Here is a 21,912-nt window from a genome sequence, read left to right as displayed (position 1 = left end):
TCGACACCCCGCTCGCCTGAATGCGAGGGAAGCGGGATGCTGGGGGGGCGGTCCCCCTCAAACGACGGAGTTGGCGTTGGCCACGCTGTTGGCGTTGGCCGCGGCGTTGACGTTGGCCGCGGCGTTGACGTTGGCCGCGGCCGCGGCGTTGACAACCACGGCGATGGCCGCCGCCACCAGCACGACGATGGTCTGGGGCGCCACCGCCTCGAGGTTGTCGCCCACCACCTCGCTCAGCTTGACGTCGTTCGGATTGCGCGGCAACACTAGGTGGAAGAGGTTGGGGTTCTCCTCGTGCACCTGGATCTGCAGGGCGCCGGGCAGCTTGATCGCCGGGTCGATGGCCTGCAACTCCTCCTGCAGCACCCCCCTGGGATCGCTGGTCAGGCGCTGCTTGTAGGCCGGGTCCTTCCAGGCCTTGGCGATGATACGGGCTTCCAATTCGCGCCGGCTCATCGGCTTCGGCGCGGGGGCGGGCGTGGTGGTGGTCATCTGCTGTTCCTTTCGTGGCGGTGTCGCGGGACGGACGCTGCTACGGCTACTGGGAGGCGGCGAACAACTCACTCAACGAGACATCCCAGGGTGCCTCGGGGCTCATCTGCGCCCGGCGGGCGTTGACACTGAGCAGACCGCCGGCGAAATCACCGAACGACCTATAGGGAACCGGGTGCTCGTCGGTGGCGAGGCAGAGGTACCTTCCGCCGAAATCCCCGACGATCTTCAGCTCAACCAACCGCTGGAGGACCTGCTCGATCTCCGCGTCCCGCGCGTCACATCCGGCGCGGCGCAGGCTCTGCACCAGCGCTTGCGCTCCAAGCGCGCCGTCGAGGGCATGGCAGACCCGTGCTTCCAGCTCGGTCAACTCGTGCAGCGGCGCCACGGCACAGGGCCGGGTGTCGCGGATCTTCAAGCGGGGGCCGTCGGCGCTCATCTCCAGCACCGGCGCGTTCTCGCTGCGCCGGAGCAGTGCGGTCAGACTGGAGCGCGAGGCATAGAACCGGCTCGCCCAGTCCGCCATCCGCTCCATCAGCCGCAGTGGCGGCGGGCGGGGCGGGTTGTCGTCGAAGAAGAAATAAGCCTGCCGCGCCAACTGCTCGGGCGCCACCGGATAGGCCTGTCCGTAACCCCAGCAGGGCTTGAGGTTCAGGCCGAAGCTCTCCGGCTTGTTGAAGTAGGGGCTGAAACGGTCGAAGCGGATGCTGGTCAAGGCACCACCCGACGGTGGCTGCAGATGCACGATCAATGGCAGCCAGTCGGCGACACGCTCGTACCACTCGGGCTTCTCCCCCGGCGCGCCGTACAGATGGTTCCAAACCACCCAGATACCGTAGTCATAGGCCCATTTCAGCAGCTGCACATTGATGACGGTCGAGCAGCCCTTGCGCAGCAACCCCAGCAGCCCATCGTCCAACGCCTCGATGCCCGGCTGGATCCAACGCACCCCGGCTCGGGACAACAACTCCACCTGCTCCCGGCGGAGATTCGCCTTGGTTTCGTAGAACCACAGCATGTCGCCGGACTCGGCGAGGAAAGGCAGGACCTTTGAGAAGTACTTGTTGTCGAGGATGTTGTCGACCGCGAGGAACTTCTTGATGCCGTAGCGGGCCGAGAGCTGGAGAACCTCCTCTCGTACACGCTCCTGCGACTTGGCGCGGAACTCCATGCCGGAACCGTTCAGGCCGCAGAAGGTGCAATGGTGCTTGGCGCCCCACCAGCAGCCGCGGGAGGTCTCGATCGGCAGGCCTGGAATGACATACTCGTACAGCGGCGAGGCCGCCAACTGCTCGAAGTAGTCATCGAAATCCGGCACTGGCAGTTCGTCGAGTCTGGGGATCAGCGCACGCCCGGCATCGGCCGGCGCTCCGGCATTGATTCCCGCGGCGTCGGCACCTCGAGAGGCAGGACCGAGGACGCCATGGGGCAGCAGCTCCATCGCCATCCCAGGACCATGGGTGAAGATCCGCCGGCAGAGCTCTGGCAGCAGCGAGTCGGCCTCGCCGGAGACGACGAAGTCCACCCACGGGTACTGCTGGTGCGTGGCGGCGCCCATCTCCCCCTCGCAATTCGGCCCTCCCAACATGGTCACCACCGAGGGAGCCAGTTCCCGGATGCGGCGGAGCAGCGCGAGCGAGGCGCAATGCTGCTGGAAGACCGAGCTGCAACCGACAATCCCTGGCTTCAGCGCCAGAACCTGGTGGGCCAGATCATCCACGAGTTTCGTGGCCTCGGCGCGCACGCCCAGCAGCATCTCCCTCAGCCCGTCCCTGGGATAGCCGCGGTGAACCAGCCCGTCGACGAAGCCGTCAATGTCAGGCTGGGGTCCGAACACCGCCTCGGAAAAGGTCCACTCTCCGATCTGGAGGGTGATCTCTGTACTGTTGATGGTTTCGTAGACCAGCCGGCCGATGCGGGCCATGAACTCCAAATTGGCATGGATGGACCGGGTGGTGATTCCCTCCCGATTCAACACCGCGGCCAGCGTGCCGAGAGCGAGCGACGGCCGCTCAACGGACGCATAGGGCATGCACAAGAACACCATATCAATGGCGCCGGAGCGGAACGGATACGCTGGGGGTTCAGCATCCCGTGGGGCCTCATGCGCTCCAAGCGAAGCCGACAACCCTGCGCTCTTGCTCATTCGACCTTTCCCCCCCGCGGTCTTATGCGGCGTACAAGGTTTCCTGCCCCTACGCGCTCTCTCGACGCAATCCCGGACAAGCCAACCGGTTGCGGCCTCGTCGTACCATACAAAGAAGATGGTGGAGAAACTTTTCTTGGGAATTCATCACCACCGCGCGGCGCCTGCGGCTGAGTGGGCCCGGCTGCCGTTCCGTCTGGTAATCCGTCAAGTATAGAACAAGCCGTACGGATTCTGATGCCCAACCAGCGGTTTCAAGTCCGTGGCCCAACCGTGACATTGAATCTGGTAGGGACTCCGGCTCCAAACGCTCGCGGAGACTGTCTCAGAGGGGCGCCGCCAGGCCATTGCAGCGAAAGAAGAGCCAGCATCACTGACTGGGATGGGAATGGCTGTTGGCAGGTATGGATGAAACCGGATCCTCACACATCCGGCCAGGTATGCACCGGCATGCCTTCCTCGGAATGCGCCAGGTAGCGCTCGAACATCGCGGTGAGCGCCTCGTTCCGGGGCCGGTCCGCCTCGAGCCGTGCGAGCATGTCGAGCTGCCAGCGCGCTCCGGTGCGGCCCGTGCGCAGCCGGCCCTCGAGGAGCTCGAAGAGCGGCTCCACATCCTCCGGGTCCACCCCCGCCGCGACGAGCCCCTCCCGCGCCCGCGCCAGCAGGCGGGGCAGGAGTTGCCGGACGGGCTGGACCGCGAGGAGCTGGCCAGGGAGGCCCGGCCAGTACAAGGGCGCGTCCAGCCCCTCGCGCGCCGCGCGGTAGAAGTTCGTGCGCGCGCAGCGGAACGGCATCCGCGTCACGAGCCCCTCCACCTCCTTCATCAGCGACAGGGTGAGTCCGAGCGCGAAGGCTCCATTGGCCAGCATGTCCGGCACGCTGGGCCCCGAGGGGAGCGCACGCATCTCCACCCGCACATGGCCACCACCCGAGGGGTCGTACACCGCGCGGTTCCAGGGATAGAGGGTGCCCTGATGCATCCGCAGCTCACTCAGGCTCGGTACCCCACCACCGGCCACGACCTCGAGCGGTGATTCCTGGCCCACGACCGGGAGCAGGGGGGAATGGAGTGCCACCCCCTGGGCGAAGAGTTCGTGCGCGCCCTGCCGCACCCAGCCGTGGCCAAAGCCCGTGCGCGAGGGAAGCTCCATCGACTCCTCCTCGCTCGAGCGCCCGTCCGTCGCCTGGCGGTAGAGCGGGATGCGCGTCTCGTGCCACAACCGGCGCCCGAGGAAGAGGGGCGAGTTGCCGCAGAGCGCGAGCACCGGGGCGATGGCGAGCTGGGCGGCGTTGTGCGCTCGCGCGAAGTCCACCGGATCCACCTTCAGGTGGTACTGCATCGAGGTGCAAGCGCTCGCCGCGCTGACGTACTCCATCTCGAGGCTGAGCGTCTCCTCGCCCTCGATGTGGAGCCGGAAGGGACGCGCGCGGTGGCTCCGCAAGCCATGCTGGAGGGCGCGGTAGCGGGCGAAGGGAGACAGCACGCTCGGTTCCAGATCCTCCAGCCGCAGGGTCGGCAGCACGCCCACGAGCGCTACCCGGCCGCCGACCTCGCCCGCGGCGCGTCGCAGCCGCGCGAGCATGCGCGTCAAATCCTCCCCGAACTCGCGGAACGGCCTCCCGGCCAGCGACACCACCCCCGCGTTGAACTCGACGTTGAAGCGGCCCAGCTCCACCGTCAGTTGACGATCACGGGCACGCGCGAGCACCTCCCCGCAGACACCCAGGGCGCGCCCTCCACGGTCCACGAGGTGCGCCTCCAGTTCGGCACCCAACGTGCGAGGCCCCACGCCAAAGCCTGGACGGGCAAGGACTCGCTCCAGCGCCTCGAGCGACTCCTCCAGCCGCGCCGAGAAGCGCGCCACGTCTTCCGGAGTGAACTCCTCTTTGTCGAGGGCCTGACCCACGGAGGCCTCCTGTCGTCACATTCAAGATAGGGAGCCTCCCTCCAGCAGAGGGAGCCCCCCATGGGCTGGCGGCCAATGCCGTGGGCGAGCCAACTCTCGCGGGCGTGTCCTTCAGCGCTCGGCTGGACAGTTGGCCGCCAGCCAGCGGCTCGCCGAATGGCTTCCCGGTATGATCGAACCCATGTCCACTACTGCTTCCGCCATATCTCCCTCCTCCGCCGCTCCGACCTCCTCGTCGCTGCCCGAGGGTGAGCTCCAAGAGGGCGCGCAAGGACCCGAGGTGCAACGACTCCAGACGGTGCTCGTGCGGCTCAAGTACCTGACAGCCCGGGCGGATGGGGACTTCGGGCCGAAGACGAAGACCGCGCTCCAGGCCTTCCAGAGCGACTGGCGGCTCACCCCGGACGGCGTCTATGGGCCCGGCACGCGCGCGGCGCTCCTCAAGGCCCTGGTGCCCGTCTACAAGCCGACGGTGGTCTCCCGGCCCTCTCCCAACCACGAGCCGCGCCGGGGCACGGACATCGACGTCATCCTCCTGCACCACACCGCCTCCAACCGAGCCAGCGTGGACCTGGCCACGCTGCGCAAGGGCAGCGGCCCCAATCGCGTGAGCGCGCACTACCTGGTGGCACCCGGAGGGACGCTCTACCAACTGGTGCAGGACTCGCGAGCCGCCTGGCATGCCGGGGTGTCCTCGCTGCGCGGGGAGACGAAGCCCAGCGTCAACCTGCGCTCCATCGGCATCGAGCTCACCAACGACGGCTCCGGCACGACGCCCTTCACGGAAGAGCAGTACCGCATCCTGGAGCGGCTCGTGCCGTACCTGGCCCGTACGTACCGGGTACCCAAGGAGAACATCCTCGGCCACCGTGACGTGGCCCCGGGCCGCAAGACGGACCCCGCCGACAACTTCGACTGGGCCCGTGTGCGCCGAGCCGTGGACGCCGTCCTCTGACGTGACGCTTCACCGGGCGGCGCGGCTCAGGCAGGCGCGTGGTCTCAGCTCCGCCGGCGCAACCGCAGCTGGATGCCGCTCCGGGGCTGGGGGAAGGGCACCAGGAGGTACGAGAGATCCTGCCCCGGCACGAGTTCCCACGTGTAGTGCTTGAGCAGCAGCGCCAGCATCACGCTCATCTCCACCATCGCGAAGTGCTGCCCCAGGCAGATGCGCGGTCCCCCCCCAAAGGGGATGAACGTGCCCGGCTTGCGCTGCTCGTTGTTCTCGGAGCCGAAGCGCTCGGGATCGAAGCGCTCCGGGAGGGGCCAGTGATCGCCCGCGTGCGCCGTCCGGATGCTCACGGGCACCATCCATCCCTTGGGGATGCGAAAGCCCTTGAAGGCCACGTCCCGCGTGGTGACGCGGAAGGCCCCACCGATGGGCGGAATGAGGCGCATTCCCTCGTGGATCAACTGCACGAGGTAGGGCATCGCCCGCAGCCCATCCAACGTGAGGGGGCCCTCCATGTCCGCCACCGCCTCGCGGCCCTTCTGGAGCACGTCCGGGTGCTGGGCCAGGAGCAGCATCAGGTTGGAGGTGGCGGTGACGGTGGTGTCGTGTCCGGCGAAGAGCAGCAACTGCAGCTCCTCGACGATCGTCTCTCGCGGCAGGGGCTCCTCCCCGTCCCGGTGCCGCAGCAGCGAGCCCAGCAGATCCGGCGGTTGCTCGGTCCGCTTCTGCCGCTCGGCGACGAGCTGATCCAGATAGGTGATCATCGCCTTCTTCGCGGCGAGCGCCCGTCCGAACTTCGTCCAGGGCAGGTTCACCGCCAGGGGGACGAAGAGCCCCGCCGTCCACGCCTGGAAGTGGCGCATCAGGAACGGCACGTCCACGGTGTCCTGGCCGAAGATGAGCGACAGGGCGATCTCGAAGGCCAGCTCGCGCATGGCGGGCCACAGGGTGAAGTCCCCCGGGAGCGCCGCCCAGCGCTCGAAGTGCCGCGTGGCGAGCGACTCGATGGCGGGCACGAACCCGCGCATCGTCGCGTAGCTGAAGTGGGGTGCGAGCAGGCGGCGCCGCTCCAGGTGCTCCTCGCCCTCGAGCAGCGACAGGCTGTTGGCTCCGAGCAGCCGGCGGACTCCCGGCGTCCAGCGGTTCTTCAGGTACTTGCCCTCTCCCGCGAAGATCCACTGGATGGCGTCCGGGCCGGTCAGGAACGCGGCGGGCGAGCCCAGCACGTGCGAGCGGAAGACGGGGCCGTACTGGTTCCGCCGTTGCTCGGTGAAGGCACGGCTGGAGCGCAGGAAGTCCAATGTCTCCCCGAGCAGCGGGAGTCCCGTCCTGCCGGGCGGAAGCGGAAGGTTCTCGGGAGAGGGAGCGTGGGGATCGGCCTGGGCAGTCATGTCGCGCGTCTCCGGGCCATGGGAGGAAGTGGCCCTTGGAGATGAAAGATTACAATCCTACCTCACGGGAAAGAGAGCCCCCTCCCCGAGGAAACGGAGCGCTTTGACACCCCCCTCGAGGGCGTGGTAGCCAGACGACCGCTGGACCGCAGCAGTGACGCTGCTGCGGGCCTCCTCCTCGAGGGGGCGAACAAAGCTACGTCACCTGAACCCGTGGGCCGCGAGGCCCCAGACACGGGAAGGTGGCGAGCCTTCGTCACCTCCCCACGGAGGAGATGAAGATGACCACGAAGCGTCCCCCCGACGAAGTGGCGACCGCGTACGACGTCTGGTCCGAGGTGTACGACACCCAGGCCAACGCCACGCGTGACCTCGACGCCGCCATCCTCCACGACCAGGAGCCGTCCCTCTTCCGAGGTGACGTCCTGGAGATCGGCTGCGGCACCGGGAAGAACACCGAGTGGCTCGCCCCCCAGGCCCGCAGCCTGCTCGCGCTCGATGCCTCGGAGAAGATGTTGAACCGCGCCCGCGAGCGCCCGGGGGTTCAACACGTCCAGTTCTTCCTGCAGGACCTGCGCGAGCGCTGGCCCGCCGCGGAGGCCTCTCGCGACACCGTCACCTGCAACCTGGTGCTGGAGCACATCGAGGAGCTGTCCTTCGTCTTCTCCGAGGCGAGGCGAGTGCTCAGGCCAGGCGGCGCGCTCTTCGTCTGCGAGCTGCACCCCTTCCGGCAGCTCCAGGGCAAGCAGGCGTACTTCGTGGACCCGGACACCGGCGCCCTCCAGAACGTCCGCAGCCACCTGCACGACGTCTCGGAGTACCTGAACGCGGCCGCGGACGCGGGCTTCGTGCTGGTGCGAGCGAGGGATTGCCGGGACCCGGGTGCACCGCGCTCGGACGTACCCCGGCTGCTCGCCCTGCTCTGGCGAAGGGCCTGACCCTCATGAGGGTTCCGCGTCCTCCTGGACCGGGGGGACCTCGGTCTGCATCGGCAGATCGAGGAGGAAGGTGGCACCCTGCTCCAGACCAGGACTGGAGCAGGACAGCCGCCCCTTCATCTCGGCGGCGGCCAGGGCGCTGATGTGCAGGCCGAAGCCGTGCCCCATCTTCTTCGTGGTGAAGCCCTGGGAGAACATGCGCCCCAGGTTCTCCGGAGCAATGCCCACCCCATTGTCGGTCACCTCGATGTGCAGATGCCCCGGATCGGGTGCGCGCCGCACGTGGATGCCCATCCGCTTGTCCGTCTTCGGACTCGCCACCAGCGCGTGCCGCGCGTTGCTCACCAGGTTGATCAGGATCTGCAGCAGCTTGTGCCGATCCACGAAGATGGGGGGCACCTCGGCGTAGTCGCACTCGACCTGGATGCGTTGACGATCGAAGGAGACGGCATGCAGGCGCAACGCCTCGTCGATGAGCTGCGGCACGGCCACATGCTCCACGGCGCCCGCGGCCCGCGCGTGCTTCTGCTGCATGCTGACGATGGAGTTGATGTGCTCGACGCTCTCCCCCAGGGAATACATCTCCCGGAGCATGGCCGCCCGCTCCTCCTGGAGCTGCGCGGACAGCGCGATGAGGAAGGGCGGCAGCTGCTGGCCCTGGGCATCCCGGGCGAAGAAGGCGGGGAGGTCGGCGAGGTGCTCACGCAGCAGGGTGGCGACCCGGGCGAGGCTCGTCACCCGGGACTTGCGGAGCTGATCGATGACGAGGCTGGTGGAGATGTTCACGCTGTTGAGGGTGTTGCCCACGTTGTGGAGCACGCCCGTGGCGACCTCGGCCATGCCCGCCTGGCGCGACACGTCCACCAGGGTGCGGTGCATCTCCCCCAACCGGGCCTCGGCCTGCCTCCGGGCGGTGACATCACGGCCGAAGATCGTCATCCCCACGACCCGGCCTCCCTCCTCCACGATGGGATGCACGCTGGTGTCCAGCACCAACAGGCCCTGCTGGTCCTGGTAGGTCTGCTCGAAGCGCAGGCGCTGGCCCTGGAGCACCTGGACGAGCCGGGCATCCCAGGCCTTGCGGATCTCGGGCGCCTCATGCTGGAAGAGCGGCATCCCGGGCTCGAGCACGATGCCGCCGCGGTGCTCGTAGATGAACCTCGCGGCCGAGTTCGCGGTGAGCAGGCGCGCTTGTGAATCGATCGAGACCACGATGTCGTCGGTGCTCTCGAAGACGCTGTTGAGCTTGCTCTGGCTGTCGCGAAGCTCCCGCACCGTCCGCTCGATGGTGGCCTGCGCCGCGTCGCGCGCGGTGCTGTGCAGCGAGCTCAGGGCCCACACGCCCAGGGAGGAGATGCCCGCGAACACATGGCTGAACCAGAGGCCGCTGAGGGTGAGGGTGCTGGGATCGATGCCCACCTGCGACCGGTAATACGGGTGGATGAGGCCCAGCGTCACGAACAGGGCGAGGGTGATGGACAACCCCAGTCGTGGCCCCACCAGGTACACCGCGAGGACGGGCAGCAACATGTTCACGGCATGATCGCCGCCCGTGGGTTTCCTGCTCGTGAAGGTGGTGATCACCAGCCCCAGGGTCAGGGTCGCCAGCAGGACCATCGCGGGCGCGATGGGCGTGCGGCCCCTGCGCGCCAACACCAAAGTCCCCACGTAGCCGAAGCTGGCGAGGATGGCCGCATACGGGAAGTTGCCCTGCGAGAAGGAGCGCAGCAGGAACACCCCGTTGATCAGCGAGAAGAAGCAGGCGGCGCCGACCATGATCCGGTAGCGGATGAGCTCCGAGGGCTCCGCCCGCCGCAGGGACTCCGAGAGCATCGAGTCCAGCTGCTCCCAGAGCCAGGAGCGGAGCATGGGGGGCGCGGAAGCCTCCTCCCGAGGCTCGGGTGGCGGATGGGCGGAGGGGAGTGTCTCGGGCATGGGGAGGTTCGCCATGGCTGCGTGGCGGCACTCGCGGGGATGGGCTCGCGGCGCGGCTCGGGCGATTGTCCTCGGGGACAGGATTTTTCCCAAGGGGCGGACGGGAAGCCGCCAGCCAGGCGCTCGTGGAGGAGCCATCACGCGCCTCCTCCCACGAACGGACCCCCCTCACATCGACGCCGCCAGGGCCGTGATACCCTCCCGGGCCCTCTCGCCCGCCGTCTCCTGGCTCGGCGGCTCGGACTGGCGGTACCTCCGGATCCACCCCTGGAAGTCCCACGTCTGGAGGAACCGCTCGGCGGCCGTGTAGCCCGCCTGGTACAGCGCGTGGACCTGTTCCTCGCGCAGACCGAAGTCCGTGGTCTTCACGCCCAGGGTGGGGATGGCGATGGTGCGATCGAAGTTCTTCTGCTCGATGTAGCGCGTGTCGTGCGCCTCGAGCATGGTGGAGATCACCGCCTTGAGCAGCGAGACGGGCCCCTGGATGCGGCACGGCACCACCTCCTCCCGGCCATCCGCCCGCGTCCGCTCCACCAGCTTGAGTCCGAACGTGGGCCACCGCGGATGGGCGCTCTCGTCATCGAGGATGTCGACGGGGAAGTTGCTGAGCACGCCACCGTCCACGATGAAGCTCGTGTGGCCCTGACCATCCTCGAGTCGCACGGGCTCGAAGAAGAAGGGAAGGCTCATGCTCATCCGCACCGCCCAGGCCACGTCGAGCTGATCGGGATCCCTCCCATAGTCCCGGATGTCCCACGGCAGGACGATCTGCCTGCGCCGGGAGAGATCCGTGGCGACGACCTGGAGCCTGTAGCGGTATTTCGGGTCGACCTCCCGTCCCTCCTCGTCCTCCCAGTGCAGGTCCTTGAAGGTGTGCACCTGGCGAGGCGACTCGGCCAGCAGCTTGCGCAACCAGCTCTCGAGGTAGGCACCCTCGTAGAGGCCCTTCTCCCGGAGCAGGCCCAGCACGGGACCCACCACGGGGAACCGATCCAGGAGGCGCATGTCCCGGAAGCGCCGGTAGTCGAGCCCCGCCACGATGCCGCGCACGTCCCTCGCCGAGTACCCCGCCGCCACCAGCGCCGCGACGATGGCTCCGGCCGAAGTGCCCACGACGTTCTGCGGCTTCAGCCCCATCGTCTCCAGGCACTCGACCGCCCCCGCCAGGGCGATGCCCTTGACACCTCCCCCCTCGAACACCAGATCCACCTTGTCGGGTTCCATCATCGCTCCGTCCTCCTCGAGGAGGCAGAGGGCAGCGAACGCTGGATGTGAAGAAGGCGGACCCAGGCCAGCGGCCATCCGGACGCCCGTCCCGTCCCTGTTCAAGGACGCGCGTCGAAGCGTTCCTGGGCCCGGGTGACCTCGTCGATGTGTTGCTCGGCCCACTGGCGAAGCGCGTCCACCGTACCCGCGAGCGTCCGCCCGAGCGGTGTGATGGCGTACTCCACGGTGACCGGAACCGTGGCGAAGACCTGCCGAGTCACCAGTCCGTTGCGCTCGAGCTTCTTGAGCGTCTGTCCCAGCATCTTCTGCGATACCCCTTGGAGCCGGCGCTTCAACTCGTTGAAACGCGTGGGTTGCTTCACGAGTACACCCAGGATCAGCACGGTCCACTTGTCTCCGATCTGATCCAACACCAGACGCGCCGGACAGCGCGCCGAGTAGGCATCTCCCTTGCGTTCCTTCTTCATCGCCACCAGGGTTTCCTCCAGGTAACCAGAACACTTCCAGGTATCCTCTTTACACCAGGTTTCCCAAAGTGACTAATGCGCACCTTCCCATCGAGGAGACGCGCATGAATCCCTCCCCACGACCGCTCAAGACCCTCGAGGCCCCCGGCTTCGGGCACCACTTCGCGCGGGTCAATGGCATCCAGGTGCACTACACGCTCGCCGGTCACGGCGAACCCGTGCTGCTGCTGCATGGCTGGCCGTTCACCTGGTTCACCTGGGCCCGCGTCATTCCCACCCTGGCCACGACCCGGATGGTGATCGCCCCGGACCTGCGCGGCTTCGGGCACAGCAGCCGGCCCCAGACGGGTTATGACCTGCACACCCTGGCCGACGATGCCGCCGCCCTGCTCGAGCATCTCGGAGCAGGCCGCGCCGATGTCGTCGCGCACGATCTCGGAACGGAGGTCGCCTTCATGCTGGCGTTGCGCCACCCAGGCAAGGTGCGCCGGCTGGTGTTGAGCGAGGCCATCCTCGCGGGCCTGCCGGGCGCGGAGTCCTTCCTCGCGCAGGGCAGACCGTGGTGGTTCGGCTTCCACGAGGTGCCCGAGCTGGCGGAGCGCGTCCTGGTCGGCAACGAGGGGGCCTATCTCGACTGGTTCTACGTCCATCACACGTACGGGCAACGGGGCATCCGGCCCGAGGCGCGGGAGGAATACGTGGCCGCCTTCTCCGGAGTGGAGGGCCTGCGGGGCGGCTTCGGACCCTACCGGGCATTCAAGGGCAACGCCGCCCTCATCCAGGAGGCCGCGCGGGCCCGCCTGAAGGTCCCGACCCTGGCGCTGGGCGGAAACGTGGTCGGCGAGGCGTTGTATCGCCAGCTGGTACCCATCGCCGACGACGTGGCCGGACACCTCATTCCCGAATGCGGCCACGCCATTCCGGAGGAGCGCCCGGAGGAGCTCCTGCGTCACCTGGCCCACTTCCTCGGCTGAAGCCCGGAGCGCGGAAGCGTGGGCCGCGAGCTGCTAGGCTTGGGACATGTGCCGGAACATCAAGCCCCTGTTCAATTTCGCGCCTCCCGCCACCGACGAAGACATCCGCGCGGCGGCGCTGCAGTTCGTCCGGAAGATCGCCGGCACCCGCAAGCCGTCGAAACAGAACGCCGACGCCTTCGAGATCGCCGTCGAGGAGATCTTCCAGAGTTCCAAGCGCATGCTCGAGGGGCTGGTGGCGACGACGCCGCCACGGGATCGCGTGAGCTTCGAGGCGGCCAGGCGGCTGCGCTTCAAGAAGGCCGAGCCCCGCTGAGCCGGCACGCCTGGATCGGGCTCCAGGCGCGCCGCCGGCTCGGCGTTCAGATCGGGGCCGCCATGTCATCGAAGATGGAAGTGCGCTCGAAGAAGATGAGCGTCTTGGCATTTCCACGCTCACAAATTTCCAGGCACTCCAACACGCCGCCATTCCCGTTCAGCTCGGCGACGAGGCGCTCCGGTTCGAGGATGCGATGGGTGATTTGCTCGTTCTCGCGGCCCACGGTGATCTGCACCGCGCCCGCGTCACTGCCCTTGGTCTCCAGCATGATGTCGATGAGCGGCAGGCGTTCGGACAGGGGCTGGTCTCCCATATCGGTACTGATGGACTCGACGCGCACCCATTCGTCGTGTTCCTGTTTGCTGATCCGGGCGAGGTAATCCGCCCATTGCTCCCGGGGAATCTCCTGGTTGATGTGTGTCATGGGGCGCCTCCGCGCTGTCGTGTTGCCCTTGAACCGTAAGGCGTGCGCCGCGCGGATGACGGGCCCGCTTCCCTGATGCGCCAGGGGCCTCCCGAACCAGGCCCTGGCTCGTCGGCGTCCAGGACACGTCCCGACTCCCCCCGGAGCCCCTTCTCCCCGGGCGGACGAGTGGACGGCAACCCCCCACGTACCAGGGGCGCGGGATAGACTAGGGCTGGATGATCCCCCCCCTCCTGCCGCTCGATGAACCCAGGCGTCTCCAGGCCCTGTTGCGTCTGGGTCTGCTGGACACCCCGGCCGAGGAGCGCTTCGACCGCATCGTCCGGATGGCGGCGCGGATGTTCCAGGTGCCCATCTCCATCGTCTCGCTGCTGGACGAGTCGCGGCAGTGGTTCAAGGCGAAGGTGGGCCTGGATACCGCCTCCACGGCGCGTGGCATCTCCTTCTGCGGCCACGCCATCCTCGCCCCCCACACCTTCGTGGTGCGCGACGCCCTGGAGGATCCACGCTTCGCCGACAACCCGCTCGTCACGGGCTCGCCCCACGTGCGCTTCTACGCGGGCCATCCCATTCACGCCGCGGACAGCAGCCCCGTGGGGACACTCTGCCTCCTCGACCGCCGGGCGCGCGACTTCACCGAGGCGGAGCGCCAGCAGTTGGAGGATCTGGCCTCGTGGGTGGAGCTGGAACTCAATGCCCTCTCCATGAAGGAGGCACGCACCGCGCTGGCCCAGCAGGAGCGCTTCTTCGAGCTGTCGGTGGACATGCTCTGCATCGCCGGGCTGGATGGAACCTTCCGACAGCTCGGCCAGGCGTGGACCCGCACGCTCGGCTACTCCGAGCAGGCGCTGTTGACGCGGCCGCTGCTGGAGCTGGTGCACGAGGAGGATCGCGCCACCACCGCCGAGTGGCTGGCGCGCGGGGCCCGGGGCGAGCCGCTCCCCCGCTTCGAGCACCGCTGCCGGGGTCAGGACGGCACCTGGCACTGGCTCCAGTGGAACGCCACCGTCAACGTGGAGGAGGGCATCTTCTACGGGGTGGCGCGCAACGTCACCGAGCAGAAGCGCCTGGAGGCCGAGCAGCGCCAGGTGGAGCTGATGAAGAGCGAGTTCGTCTCCACCGTCAGCCATGAGCTGCGCACGCCCTTGACCTCCATCCGCGGCTCGCTCGGCCTGCTGGAGGGAGGAATCCTCGGGGAGCTGCCTCCCCAGGCCCAGGACATGGTGCGCATCGCGCGGACCAACACCGAGCGCCTCATCCGCCTCATCAACGACATCCTCGACCTGGAGAAGATGGAGTCGGGCAAGCTGGACTTCCAGCTCGAACCCCTGGAGCTGGGCACGCTGCTCGCCCAGGCCGTCGAGGCGCACCAGGGCTACGCGGAGGAGTGCGACGCGCGGGTGGAGCTGGCGCTGGCGGCACCTGGCGCCCGGGCGCTCGTCGATGGGGACCGCTTCCTCCAGGTGCTGGCCAACCTGTTGTCCAACGCGCTCAAGTTCTCCCCACGCGGCGAGCGCGTCACGCTGCGGCTGGAGCGGGTGGGCTCGCGGCTGCGCGTGAGCGTGGAGGATCACGGGCCGGGCATCCCCGAGTCCTTCCGCGCGCGCATCTTCGAGAAGTTCGCCCAGGCGGATGGCTCGGACAGCCGGCGCAAGGGAGGCACCGGACTGGGGCTCTCCATCACCCGGGCGCTGGTGACGCAACTGGGAGGCACGCTGGATTTCGTTTCGCGCGAGGACGTTGGCACCACCTTCCGGGTGGAGCTGCCCGAATGGCATGCCCCGGCGGACACCCGAAACATACCCGTGCCGCTCCGGGAGAAGACGGCCAGCGAGCCCGGCCCAGGGTCCGGGCGTCCCCGCCTGCTGCACGTGGAGGCGGACGAGGACAACCGCCGCGTGGTGGCGGACGTGTTGAGGGACGTGGCGGACGTGGTCCCCGCGCGCAGCCCGCCAGAGGCCGAGTCCGCGCTCCGCGCCGAGTCCTTCCCACTGGTCATCGCCGAGAACGTCCTGCCCGAAGGCGGACTGCTGCCCCTGGAGCCACTGCTCGCCGCCGCCCCGGTGGTGCTCTTCTCCGTGCGCGAGGCCGAACCAGAGCTGGCCCGCCAGGTCTCCGCCATGCTGGTGAAGTCCCGTGCCACCAATGAGGAGCTGCGCGCCGCCGTCCTCCGCCTGCTGCGCGCCGCCTCCCTCCGCTCCCCTTCCCCGCCTCCGGGCGGCGCGTCTTGACCCTTCATGCGTGCGCTCTGCCTCCTCCTCCTGTTGCTCGCGACCCCCACGCTCGCCGCCGAGGGCACCACGCTGCGGATCCGCTGCGTCGAGACCTGCACCGTCCTTCTCGAGGGGAAACCCGGCCGGCGCCTTCATGACGCCCCGTGGGATTGGGAGTTCAAGGATGTTGCTCCCGGCAAGCGGCGCCTCGAGGTGAAGGGCTTCCTCGGCCGTTCCCTGGCCATCCGCTATCTCGACATTCCAGACGTGCCCGAGACCAGCGTCTATGTCGACGCGAAGGGCGGGCTGCTCGTGTCCCCACGGGAGTCCTCGTCTCCGAAGACCGGAGCGGACTCCCGCCCGGTGGCTCCCGTGGTGAGGAAGAAGGAGGCCAGCTCCGTCCTCCACGTCCGCTGCCAGAAGTCCTGCACCGTGTCGGTGGACCATGTGCGCAGGCCCTCCGGTGATGGGCGGACCGCCATCATCCACGGCCTGCCGCCGGGCACCCACCAGGTCGAGACGGAACTCGTGCTCGGTGGCGGAGTCCGACGCGCGTCCATCGACGTTCCTCCCGCCAGCGAGGTGTTCGTCTACGCCGCCGGCTCGGGGCTCCAGGTCACCAACACCCGGCCGCTCGGGAAGCAGCTCGGTCACCCAACGGGCAGTCACCCAACGGGCAAATAGGGGCCCTCGTCTCAGTGAAGATCAAGGGCCCGGTATCGCCCCGGAGGAAATGAGCGCCTACCGTGCCTCCGGCTCTCCACCAGCCACGGGCGCGGGCGCGTTCTTCACGTAGCGGTCGAGCCACTGGGCCATCTCCCAGAGCGTGTGCCCGGTCGATTCCATGGCGCGGTAGCCATGCGGCTCGTTCGGCAACACGACGTAGCGCACGGTCGCGCCATTGCCCTTGAGCGCGGCGTAGAAGCGCTCCGACTGGACCGGGAAGGTGCCCTGGTTGTCGTCGGCTCCACCATGGATCAGCAGCAGGGGCTCGTTGATCCGATGGGAGAAGGTGAAGGGGCTCATCTTCGTGTAGATGTCCGTCGCCTGCCAGTAGGTGCGCTGCTCCGACTGGAAGCCGAATGGGGTGAGCGTCCGGTTGTACGCGCCCGAGCGCGCGATGCCCGCGCGGAACAGATCGGTATGGGCGAGCAGGTTGGCCGTCATGAAGGCGCCATAGCTGTGACCGCCCACCGCGAGCCGGTGGCGATCCGCCACGCCCAACTTCACCACCGCGTCGACGGCGGCCTCGGCGCCCGCCTTCAGTTGCTCGATATAGGTGTCGTTGGGCTCTGTTCCATTCGGACCGACGATCGGCATGGAGGGATCGTCCAACACCGCGTAGCCCTGGGTCAGCATGAACAGGTGGCTGGTGCCGCGCGGGCGGGTGAAGCGGTTGCCCTGATCCACCGTCTGCCCTGCGACCTTGGGATCCGTGTACTCGGCCGGATAGGCCCACAGCAGCGTCGGCAGCGGTCCGTCCCGCTTCGGCTCGTAACCAGCCGGCAGGTAGAGCGTGCCCGACAAGGGCAGTCCATCGGCCCGGGCATAGGTGATGGTCTTCTGGGTGACGCCCGCGAAGATCGGCGCCGGATCCGCGAAGGCGGTGACCGCCTTGGCCTTGCCAGTCTTCACCGTGCGGATGAAGTAGTTCGGCGTCTCCTTCGCGCTCTCACGCAGGGTCAGGATGCGGCTGCCGCCCTCGTCGAGCAGCGCCACCACGTCCTCATAGTAGGGGGCCTTGGCGACCCACAACCGCGTCGCCTTGCCGTCCGCGAGCTCCTGCCGATCGAGAAAGGGAAAGGCGCCCTCGCGGGTCGCGCCCTCGCCCGACACGAAGAGGGCGCGACCATCGGACGTGTAGCGCATCACCGGCTTGCCCGCGGCGTTGTCCTCCAGCAGTGGCATCCCGGGATCGCCATACTGATCCTGGTAGTTGCGCTCGGTGATCAGCCGTGCCGTGCCGGGCTTGGAGGGATCCACCGCCGAGCGCCGCTCCGTGCGCGTCTTCCACTTGCGATCGATCACCAGCGCATGATCGCCGCGGCCCCAGAGGATCTTCTCGAACCGGTTCTGGAGGTCCGCGAGCTTCACCGGCGCCACATCGAACGGGGCCGCCTGCATCCAGAGGCGATCATGGAAGGGCACGTTCGCCTTGGGATCGCCCCCATCCTGGGCCTCGGCCCAGAGCAGCGTCGCCGGAGCATCGGAGCGCCACTCCACCTCGCGCGGTCCCTTGACGGTGGCATCGAAATCGACCGGCAGATCATCCGCCAGCGGCCGGTCGGCGATCGTCTTCACCGGCTGCCCGTCCAGGGTCGACACCGCGATCACGGTGGGGAACAAGGGGGCGGGCAGCAGATAGGAATAAGGCCGCTTCAGCGTTTCGGTGAGCAGATAGCGGCCGTCCGGCGACACGGAGAAGTGGGTGATCAGCCCCGGCGCGCCAATCGCTCGCGGCGCCGAGCCATCGAGGGGAACGCGCTCGAGCTGGCCGGTGAAGTAATGGTCGAACAGCGCCTCGTCCGTCGCGTTCTGGAGCAGGTCCTGATAGGTGCGCGCGGCCGTCACCCGGCCGATGCTCTCCTCCACGATCGGGCCGGTGGGAGTGCCAGAAGCGACCGGTGGCGCGCCCCGATCCGCCTTCACCCGCCGCACGATCAGGGCGCGGCTGTCCGGCGTCCACTCATAGGGCGAGCCGAAGGCGGCGTTCAGCCCCGTCACCAGGAGCCGCGCCGAGCCGTCCCGCTCCACCACCCACAGTGACAGTCCGTCGGGCTGCTGGACGACGAGCGCGAGCCGCTTGCCGTCCGGTGACCAGTCCGGCGCGAAGAAGCGCGCGTCGGCCGGCAGGCGCACCGGCGTCACCTTCCCGCTCACCACCTCCTGGAAGGACAGCGCGTTGAGCCACTGCACGCGTACTTCCGCCGGTCCGTTGGTCACCGGATCGATGCGGTAGCCGCCCAGCCGCAGGATGGGCTTCGACACGTTGGCGATGGTCGGCAGGTTCTCGCGGCCCAGGAGCGCCATCGTCTGGTGATCCGGACTCACGCGCACCATGGGCGTGGGAGGCGCCGCGAGGATCCGCGCGATCGGCGCGGGCGGCATGTGGTAGCCACTGTCGATCGCCGGGGACGGAGCGGTGGCGGTAGCGGACAGGAGCGCGGCGAGGAGGGAGGTCGGGATCATCTGGATGGGAGTCTGGCTCGCGACCACCCTGCGTTCAAGCTCACCAGGCCCTCTCCGAAGAGCGTCTCACCCTCTCACGCGGCTCCGCTTCGCGCCGGTCGCAGCGACTCGATGAAGGCGGTCAGTTCGCCGATGTCGATGGGTTTCACGAAGTGCCGACGGAAGCCCGCCGAGGCACTGCGTGCACGGTCCGTCTCCTGGCCGAAGCCCGTGAGCGCGGCGAAGACGGGGCTCGCCGGCCCCAGGCGTTCCCGGATGCGCTCGGAGACCCCGTACCCATCCACTTCGGGCAAGCCGATATCGAGGAGCGCCATGTCCGGCCGGAAGGCCTCGGCCCGGCTCAGCGCACTCGCCCAATCGTGCGCCACGGCCACCTCGTATCCGCTCAGGCCCAACAACTCGGCCAGTGCCTCGGCGGCATCGACATTGTCGTCGACGACGAGGACCCGCACGGCGTGCTCGGGCGCGGCCGCGAGGGGAACAGACACCTCGCGCGCCTCCTCGAGGACCGGAAGCTCCGCCTGAACGTGTCTCGGCAGCCAGACCGTGAAGGTGCTGCCCCGGCCGGGTCCGTCGCTGTGCAGCTCGACCTGCCCGCCATGCGCCTCGACGAGGCTGCGCACGAGCGCCAGACCGATGCCGAGTCCTCCCTCGCTGCGATCGAGCGACCGGGGCCCCTGGACGAACGGCTCGAAGATCCGCGAGCGCAGCTCCGGTGGGATTCCCTGTCCATCGTCCTCGACGGCGAGCGCGATGCCCCCCTCATGGTCGTGGGCCCGCAACCGGATGTGTCCTCCGGAAGGCGTGTAGCGGGCCGCGTTGGTGAGGAGGTTGGACACCACCTGCGTCAGTCGATCGGCGTCCGCCAGGACGAGCAACCCCGAGGAGGGAACGTGGACCTCCAGCGAATGCCGCCGCTGCTCGATCAGGGGCGAAGCCGCCTCCACGGCCCGGGTGACCACGGACGCGAGCTCGAGCGATTCGCGGCGCAGCGACATCTGCCCGCGGGTGATGCGCGCCACGTCGAGCAGATCATCCACGAGCCGGACGACGTGCCGGAGCTGCCGCGAGATGACCTCGTGCTCGGGTGTCCGCGCGAGCCCCCGCCTGCGCAGCAGTTCCATCGAGCTCACGATGGGCGCGAGGGGATTGCGCAGCTCGTGTCCGAGCATGGCGAGGAACTCGTCCTTCGCCCGCGTCGCCGCGACGGCCTCGGCCCGTGCCGCCTCGGCGCTGGCGAGGTGCGCGTCCCGTTCGCACTCCCGCTCGCGCAGCAACAACCTGGAGCGCTCCAGGGCCTCACCGAGCCGTACGAGCTCCCACACGCTGGAGGGCTCCATGCCGCGAGGGTGGCCCTCGGCGAGCGCGGTCGCGGCGGCGGAGGCCTCGGAGATGGAGCGCTCGATCCGCCGGGAAAAGACCCAGGCGCCGCTCGCGCTCACCAGCAGGAACGCGAGCCCCAGTCCCCCGACGGCGAGCATCGAGTCCCACACGGGCGCGTCCAGAAGCCGCCTGGGACTGACGATCGCCGTGGTCCACCCCGAGGGGTTCGAATGGCTGAACGCCACGTAGACCAGCTCGCCGTCCATCGACACGTCGGCATACATGCCTTCGTACACGGCCCGGGTCTTCTCGAGAAAAGGGCCCGTGGCCGTCCGCCCGACGAAGCGCTCGGGCTCCCGGGTGCGGGCCACCACCGTCCCCGCGCGATCCACCAGCACACGCGTCCACTCCCCGCTTTCGGACAACGGACTGTCGACGACGCGCGAGAGCGACTGCGGCGTGATGACAGCCGTGAGCACGTACCGGAGGACGCCCTCGCGCAACACCGGCACCCGGACGGGAAAGGCGAGCTGCTTCCCGGCGCCCCGGCCCACCGCGAGACTTCCCACGAGGGGTTGGAGTGTCTCGAGGACGCGCACGAAGCTCTCCCGCTCGGCGAGAGCCGGGAGCGCGGTGCCAAACGCATAGGCGGTGTTCACCAGCGGCTGCCCTTCTGGCGAGAGCAGCAACACGTGCTTCCACGACGACTGCGTGCGGAGGACCCGCTCGCACTCCACCTGGAAGGACGCCAGCTCGCCCCGATCGAGCCGGTCGGATTCGGCCAGCGCCTGAAGCGCCAGGATGGAGCCGGACATCTCGCGTTCGAAGGACTCCGCGAGCTCGCGGGCCGAGTACACCGCGCGCCTCTCGACGGCTCCGCGCTCCAACCGCGCCAGTTGGAAGGCCACGACCGCGGCGAAGGCGACCGCGGGCAGAAGCGTCCCGCTCACGAGCCGGACGAGGTGCCAGCGCAGCGGGAGGGGCTGGGGAGAAGCAAAGGGCAAGGGGGACGCTCTCGCCAACCGTAACGAAACGTCACGGGTCATGCAAACGCCAACCCCCCGCGCTCAGGTTCTCGAAGAAATTCCGGCTGAGCTGGAGATCATGCCGCTGCACATCGCGGCCATCCGGCGCGTCCACGCCAAGGACGAGGAGCGCTACGAGCCCACCCAACATCGGAACTCCGCCACGCTTGCCGCGAGGCGGACGAGCCATTACAGCGGGACCATGCTCAATGCTCGGCTGATTGCCTTGTCGACCCTCTGGCTCTCGATGTCCCTTCCGGCGTGCACGTCCTCTCCCGAGGAGCCCCCTGCCCCTCCCGCGCCGACCCTCTCGGGAGATGCCTTCCCCACGTCACGGGGCGACCTGATCGTCCACCCGGTCAATCACGCGACCTTCCTCATGGGCTGGGCGGGGAAGACGATCTACGTCGACCCGGTCGGCGGCGCGGCGCCCTTCGAGGGCCTGCCCACGCCCGATGTCATCATCGTGACGGACATCCACGGCGATCACCTGAACGCCGACACGCTGACGGCGCTCGTGAAGGCCGAGACGGTGATCGTCGCGCCCCAGGCGGTACGTGACGCCCTGCCCGAGAGCCTGCGGGGTGCCACGCAGGTGCTCGCCAATGGAGGGACCCTGACGGTGGCGGACATCGCCGCCGAGGCGATCCCCATGTACAACCTCACGGCGGACCGCCTTCAGTACCACGCGAAGGGCCGAGGCAATGGCTACGTGCTGACCGTGGGAGGCAGGCGCGTCTACATCGCGGGGGACACGGAGGACATCCCCGAGATGAGGCAGCTGCGCGACATCGACGTCGCCTTCGTTCCGATGAACCTGCCCTACACCATGACGGTCGCCCAGGCGGCGGACGCGGTGCGCGAGTTCAAGCCGAAGGTCGTCTATCCCTATCACTCGCGCGGCAGCGACCTGAACGAGTTCACCCGGCTCGTCGGCACGGACGTGGGCGTCGAGGTACGCGTGCGCAACTGGTACGAATGAGGAGACCCTTC

The 21,912-nt window shown here is 68.4% G+C and carries 17 protein-coding genes; 7 read left to right on the top strand and 10 right to left on the bottom strand.

Features of this window, described 5'->3' with window-relative positions:
• Positions 1–57 precede the first annotated feature (57 nt).
• The 3 genes from CYFUS_RS15580 to CYFUS_RS15570 form a co-directional block, all read right to left on the bottom strand.
• Positions 58–492: an NHLP leader peptide family RiPP precursor gene (locus CYFUS_RS15580; protein WP_095985944.1), complete on the bottom strand. Its 435-nt coding sequence runs from the start codon at positions 490–492 to the stop codon at positions 58–60.
• Between the two features lie 46 nt (positions 493–538).
• Positions 539–2,638, bottom strand: a complete 2,100-nt coding sequence (locus tag CYFUS_RS15575; protein ID WP_095985943.1) for a RiPP maturation radical SAM C-methyltransferase — start codon at positions 2,636–2,638, stop codon at positions 539–541.
• A 422-nt stretch (positions 2,639–3,060) separates the two neighbouring features.
• Positions 3,061–4,545 (bottom strand): glutamate-cysteine ligase family protein, encoded by a 1,485-nt coding sequence (locus CYFUS_RS15570; protein WP_095985942.1) that lies wholly within the window; start codon positions 4,543–4,545, stop codon positions 3,061–3,063.
• A gap of 181 nt (positions 4,546–4,726) precedes the next feature.
• Here CYFUS_RS15570 and CYFUS_RS15565 point away from each other — a divergent pair, with 181 nt between their 5' ends.
• Positions 4,727–5,500 (top strand): N-acetylmuramoyl-L-alanine amidase, encoded by a 774-nt coding sequence (locus tag CYFUS_RS15565; protein ID WP_232537581.1) that lies wholly within the window; start codon positions 4,727–4,729, stop codon positions 5,498–5,500.
• A gap of 44 nt (positions 5,501–5,544) precedes the next feature.
• Here the strand turns inward: CYFUS_RS15565 and CYFUS_RS15560 are convergent, their stop codons facing one another.
• The gene (locus CYFUS_RS15560; RefSeq protein ID WP_095985940.1) at positions 5,545–6,885 is read right to left on the bottom strand and encodes a cytochrome P450; all 1,341 of its coding nucleotides are present in this window, start codon (positions 6,883–6,885) and stop codon (positions 5,545–5,547) included.
• Between the two features lie 281 nt (positions 6,886–7,166).
• Between CYFUS_RS15560 and CYFUS_RS15555 the strand changes: the two genes are divergently transcribed.
• Positions 7,167–7,823, top strand: a complete 657-nt coding sequence (locus CYFUS_RS15555) for a class I SAM-dependent DNA methyltransferase (RefSeq protein ID WP_095985939.1) — start codon at positions 7,167–7,169, stop codon at positions 7,821–7,823.
• Between the two features lie 3 nt (positions 7,824–7,826).
• On the opposite strand, the gene CYFUS_RS15550 is transcribed toward CYFUS_RS15555, so the two are convergent.
• The 3 genes from CYFUS_RS15550 to CYFUS_RS15540 all read right to left on the bottom strand — a co-directional run bounded on the left by CYFUS_RS15550 (position 7,827) and on the right by CYFUS_RS15540 (position 11,452).
• Entirely contained in the window at positions 7,827–9,692 is a 1,866-nt protein-coding gene (locus tag CYFUS_RS15550) for an ATP-binding protein (protein ID WP_232537580.1), read from the bottom strand.
• Between the two features lie 234 nt (positions 9,693–9,926).
• On the bottom strand, positions 9,927–10,985 hold the full coding sequence (locus CYFUS_RS15545; RefSeq protein WP_198316586.1) for a patatin-like phospholipase family protein: 1,059 nt from the start codon (positions 10,983–10,985) through the stop codon (positions 9,927–9,929).
• A gap of 98 nt (positions 10,986–11,083) precedes the next feature.
• Positions 11,084–11,452, bottom strand: a complete 369-nt coding sequence (locus CYFUS_RS15540) for a winged helix-turn-helix transcriptional regulator (RefSeq protein WP_095985937.1) — start codon at positions 11,450–11,452, stop codon at positions 11,084–11,086.
• Between the two features lie 104 nt (positions 11,453–11,556).
• Between CYFUS_RS15540 and CYFUS_RS15535 the strand changes: the two genes are divergently transcribed.
• Both CYFUS_RS15535 and CYFUS_RS15530 read left to right on the top strand, forming a co-directional pair.
• A complete protein-coding gene (locus CYFUS_RS15535; protein ID WP_095985936.1) occupies positions 11,557–12,426 on the top strand; it encodes an alpha/beta fold hydrolase in 870 nt (289 codons plus the stop codon).
• A gap of 46 nt (positions 12,427–12,472) precedes the next feature.
• Positions 12,473–12,742 carry a DUF2277 domain-containing protein gene (locus CYFUS_RS15530; RefSeq protein ID WP_095985935.1) on the top strand — a complete coding sequence of 90 codons (270 nt, stop codon included), beginning with the start codon at positions 12,473–12,475 and terminating at the stop codon, positions 12,740–12,742.
• Positions 12,743–12,788: 46 nt separating this feature from the next.
• Here CYFUS_RS15530 and CYFUS_RS15525 read toward each other — a convergent pair whose 3' ends face one another.
• The gene (locus tag CYFUS_RS15525; RefSeq protein ID WP_095985934.1) at positions 12,789–13,169 is read right to left on the bottom strand and encodes a DUF5335 family protein; all 381 of its coding nucleotides are present in this window, start codon (positions 13,167–13,169) and stop codon (positions 12,789–12,791) included.
• 218 nt (positions 13,170–13,387) lie between these two features.
• Between CYFUS_RS15525 and CYFUS_RS15520 the strand changes: the two genes are divergently transcribed.
• Both CYFUS_RS15520 and CYFUS_RS15515 read left to right on the top strand, forming a co-directional pair.
• Positions 13,388–15,400: an ATP-binding protein gene (locus tag CYFUS_RS15520; RefSeq protein WP_095985933.1), complete on the top strand. Its 2,013-nt coding sequence runs from the start codon at positions 13,388–13,390 to the stop codon at positions 15,398–15,400.
• 6 nt (positions 15,401–15,406) lie between these two features.
• Complete coding sequence (locus tag CYFUS_RS15515; protein WP_095985932.1) at positions 15,407–16,066, top strand: hypothetical protein; 660 nt, start codon at positions 15,407–15,409, stop codon at positions 16,064–16,066.
• Between the two features lie 57 nt (positions 16,067–16,123).
• Here CYFUS_RS15515 and CYFUS_RS15510 read toward each other — a convergent pair whose 3' ends face one another.
• Entirely contained in the window at positions 16,124–18,571 is a 2,448-nt protein-coding gene (locus CYFUS_RS15510) for a S9 family peptidase (RefSeq protein WP_095992023.1), read from the bottom strand.
• A 74-nt stretch (positions 18,572–18,645) separates the two neighbouring features.
• Positions 18,646–20,898 (bottom strand): hybrid sensor histidine kinase/response regulator, encoded by a 2,253-nt coding sequence (locus CYFUS_RS15505; RefSeq protein WP_095985931.1) that lies wholly within the window; start codon positions 20,896–20,898, stop codon positions 18,646–18,648.
• Between the two features lie 100 nt (positions 20,899–20,998).
• On the opposite strand from CYFUS_RS15505, the gene CYFUS_RS15500 reads away from it, so the two are divergent.
• A complete protein-coding gene (locus CYFUS_RS15500) occupies positions 20,999–21,901 on the top strand; it encodes an MBL fold metallo-hydrolase (protein ID WP_232537579.1) in 903 nt (300 codons plus the stop codon).
• Positions 21,902–21,912 lie beyond the last annotated feature (11 nt).

The organism is Cystobacter fuscus (assembly GCF_002305875.1).
Taxonomy (GTDB): Bacteria; Myxococcota; Myxococcia; order Myxococcales; family Myxococcaceae; genus Cystobacter; species Cystobacter fuscus_A.
Note: the sequence above shows the minus strand (reverse complement) of the source record. Positions and strands in the feature narration are given on the sequence as shown.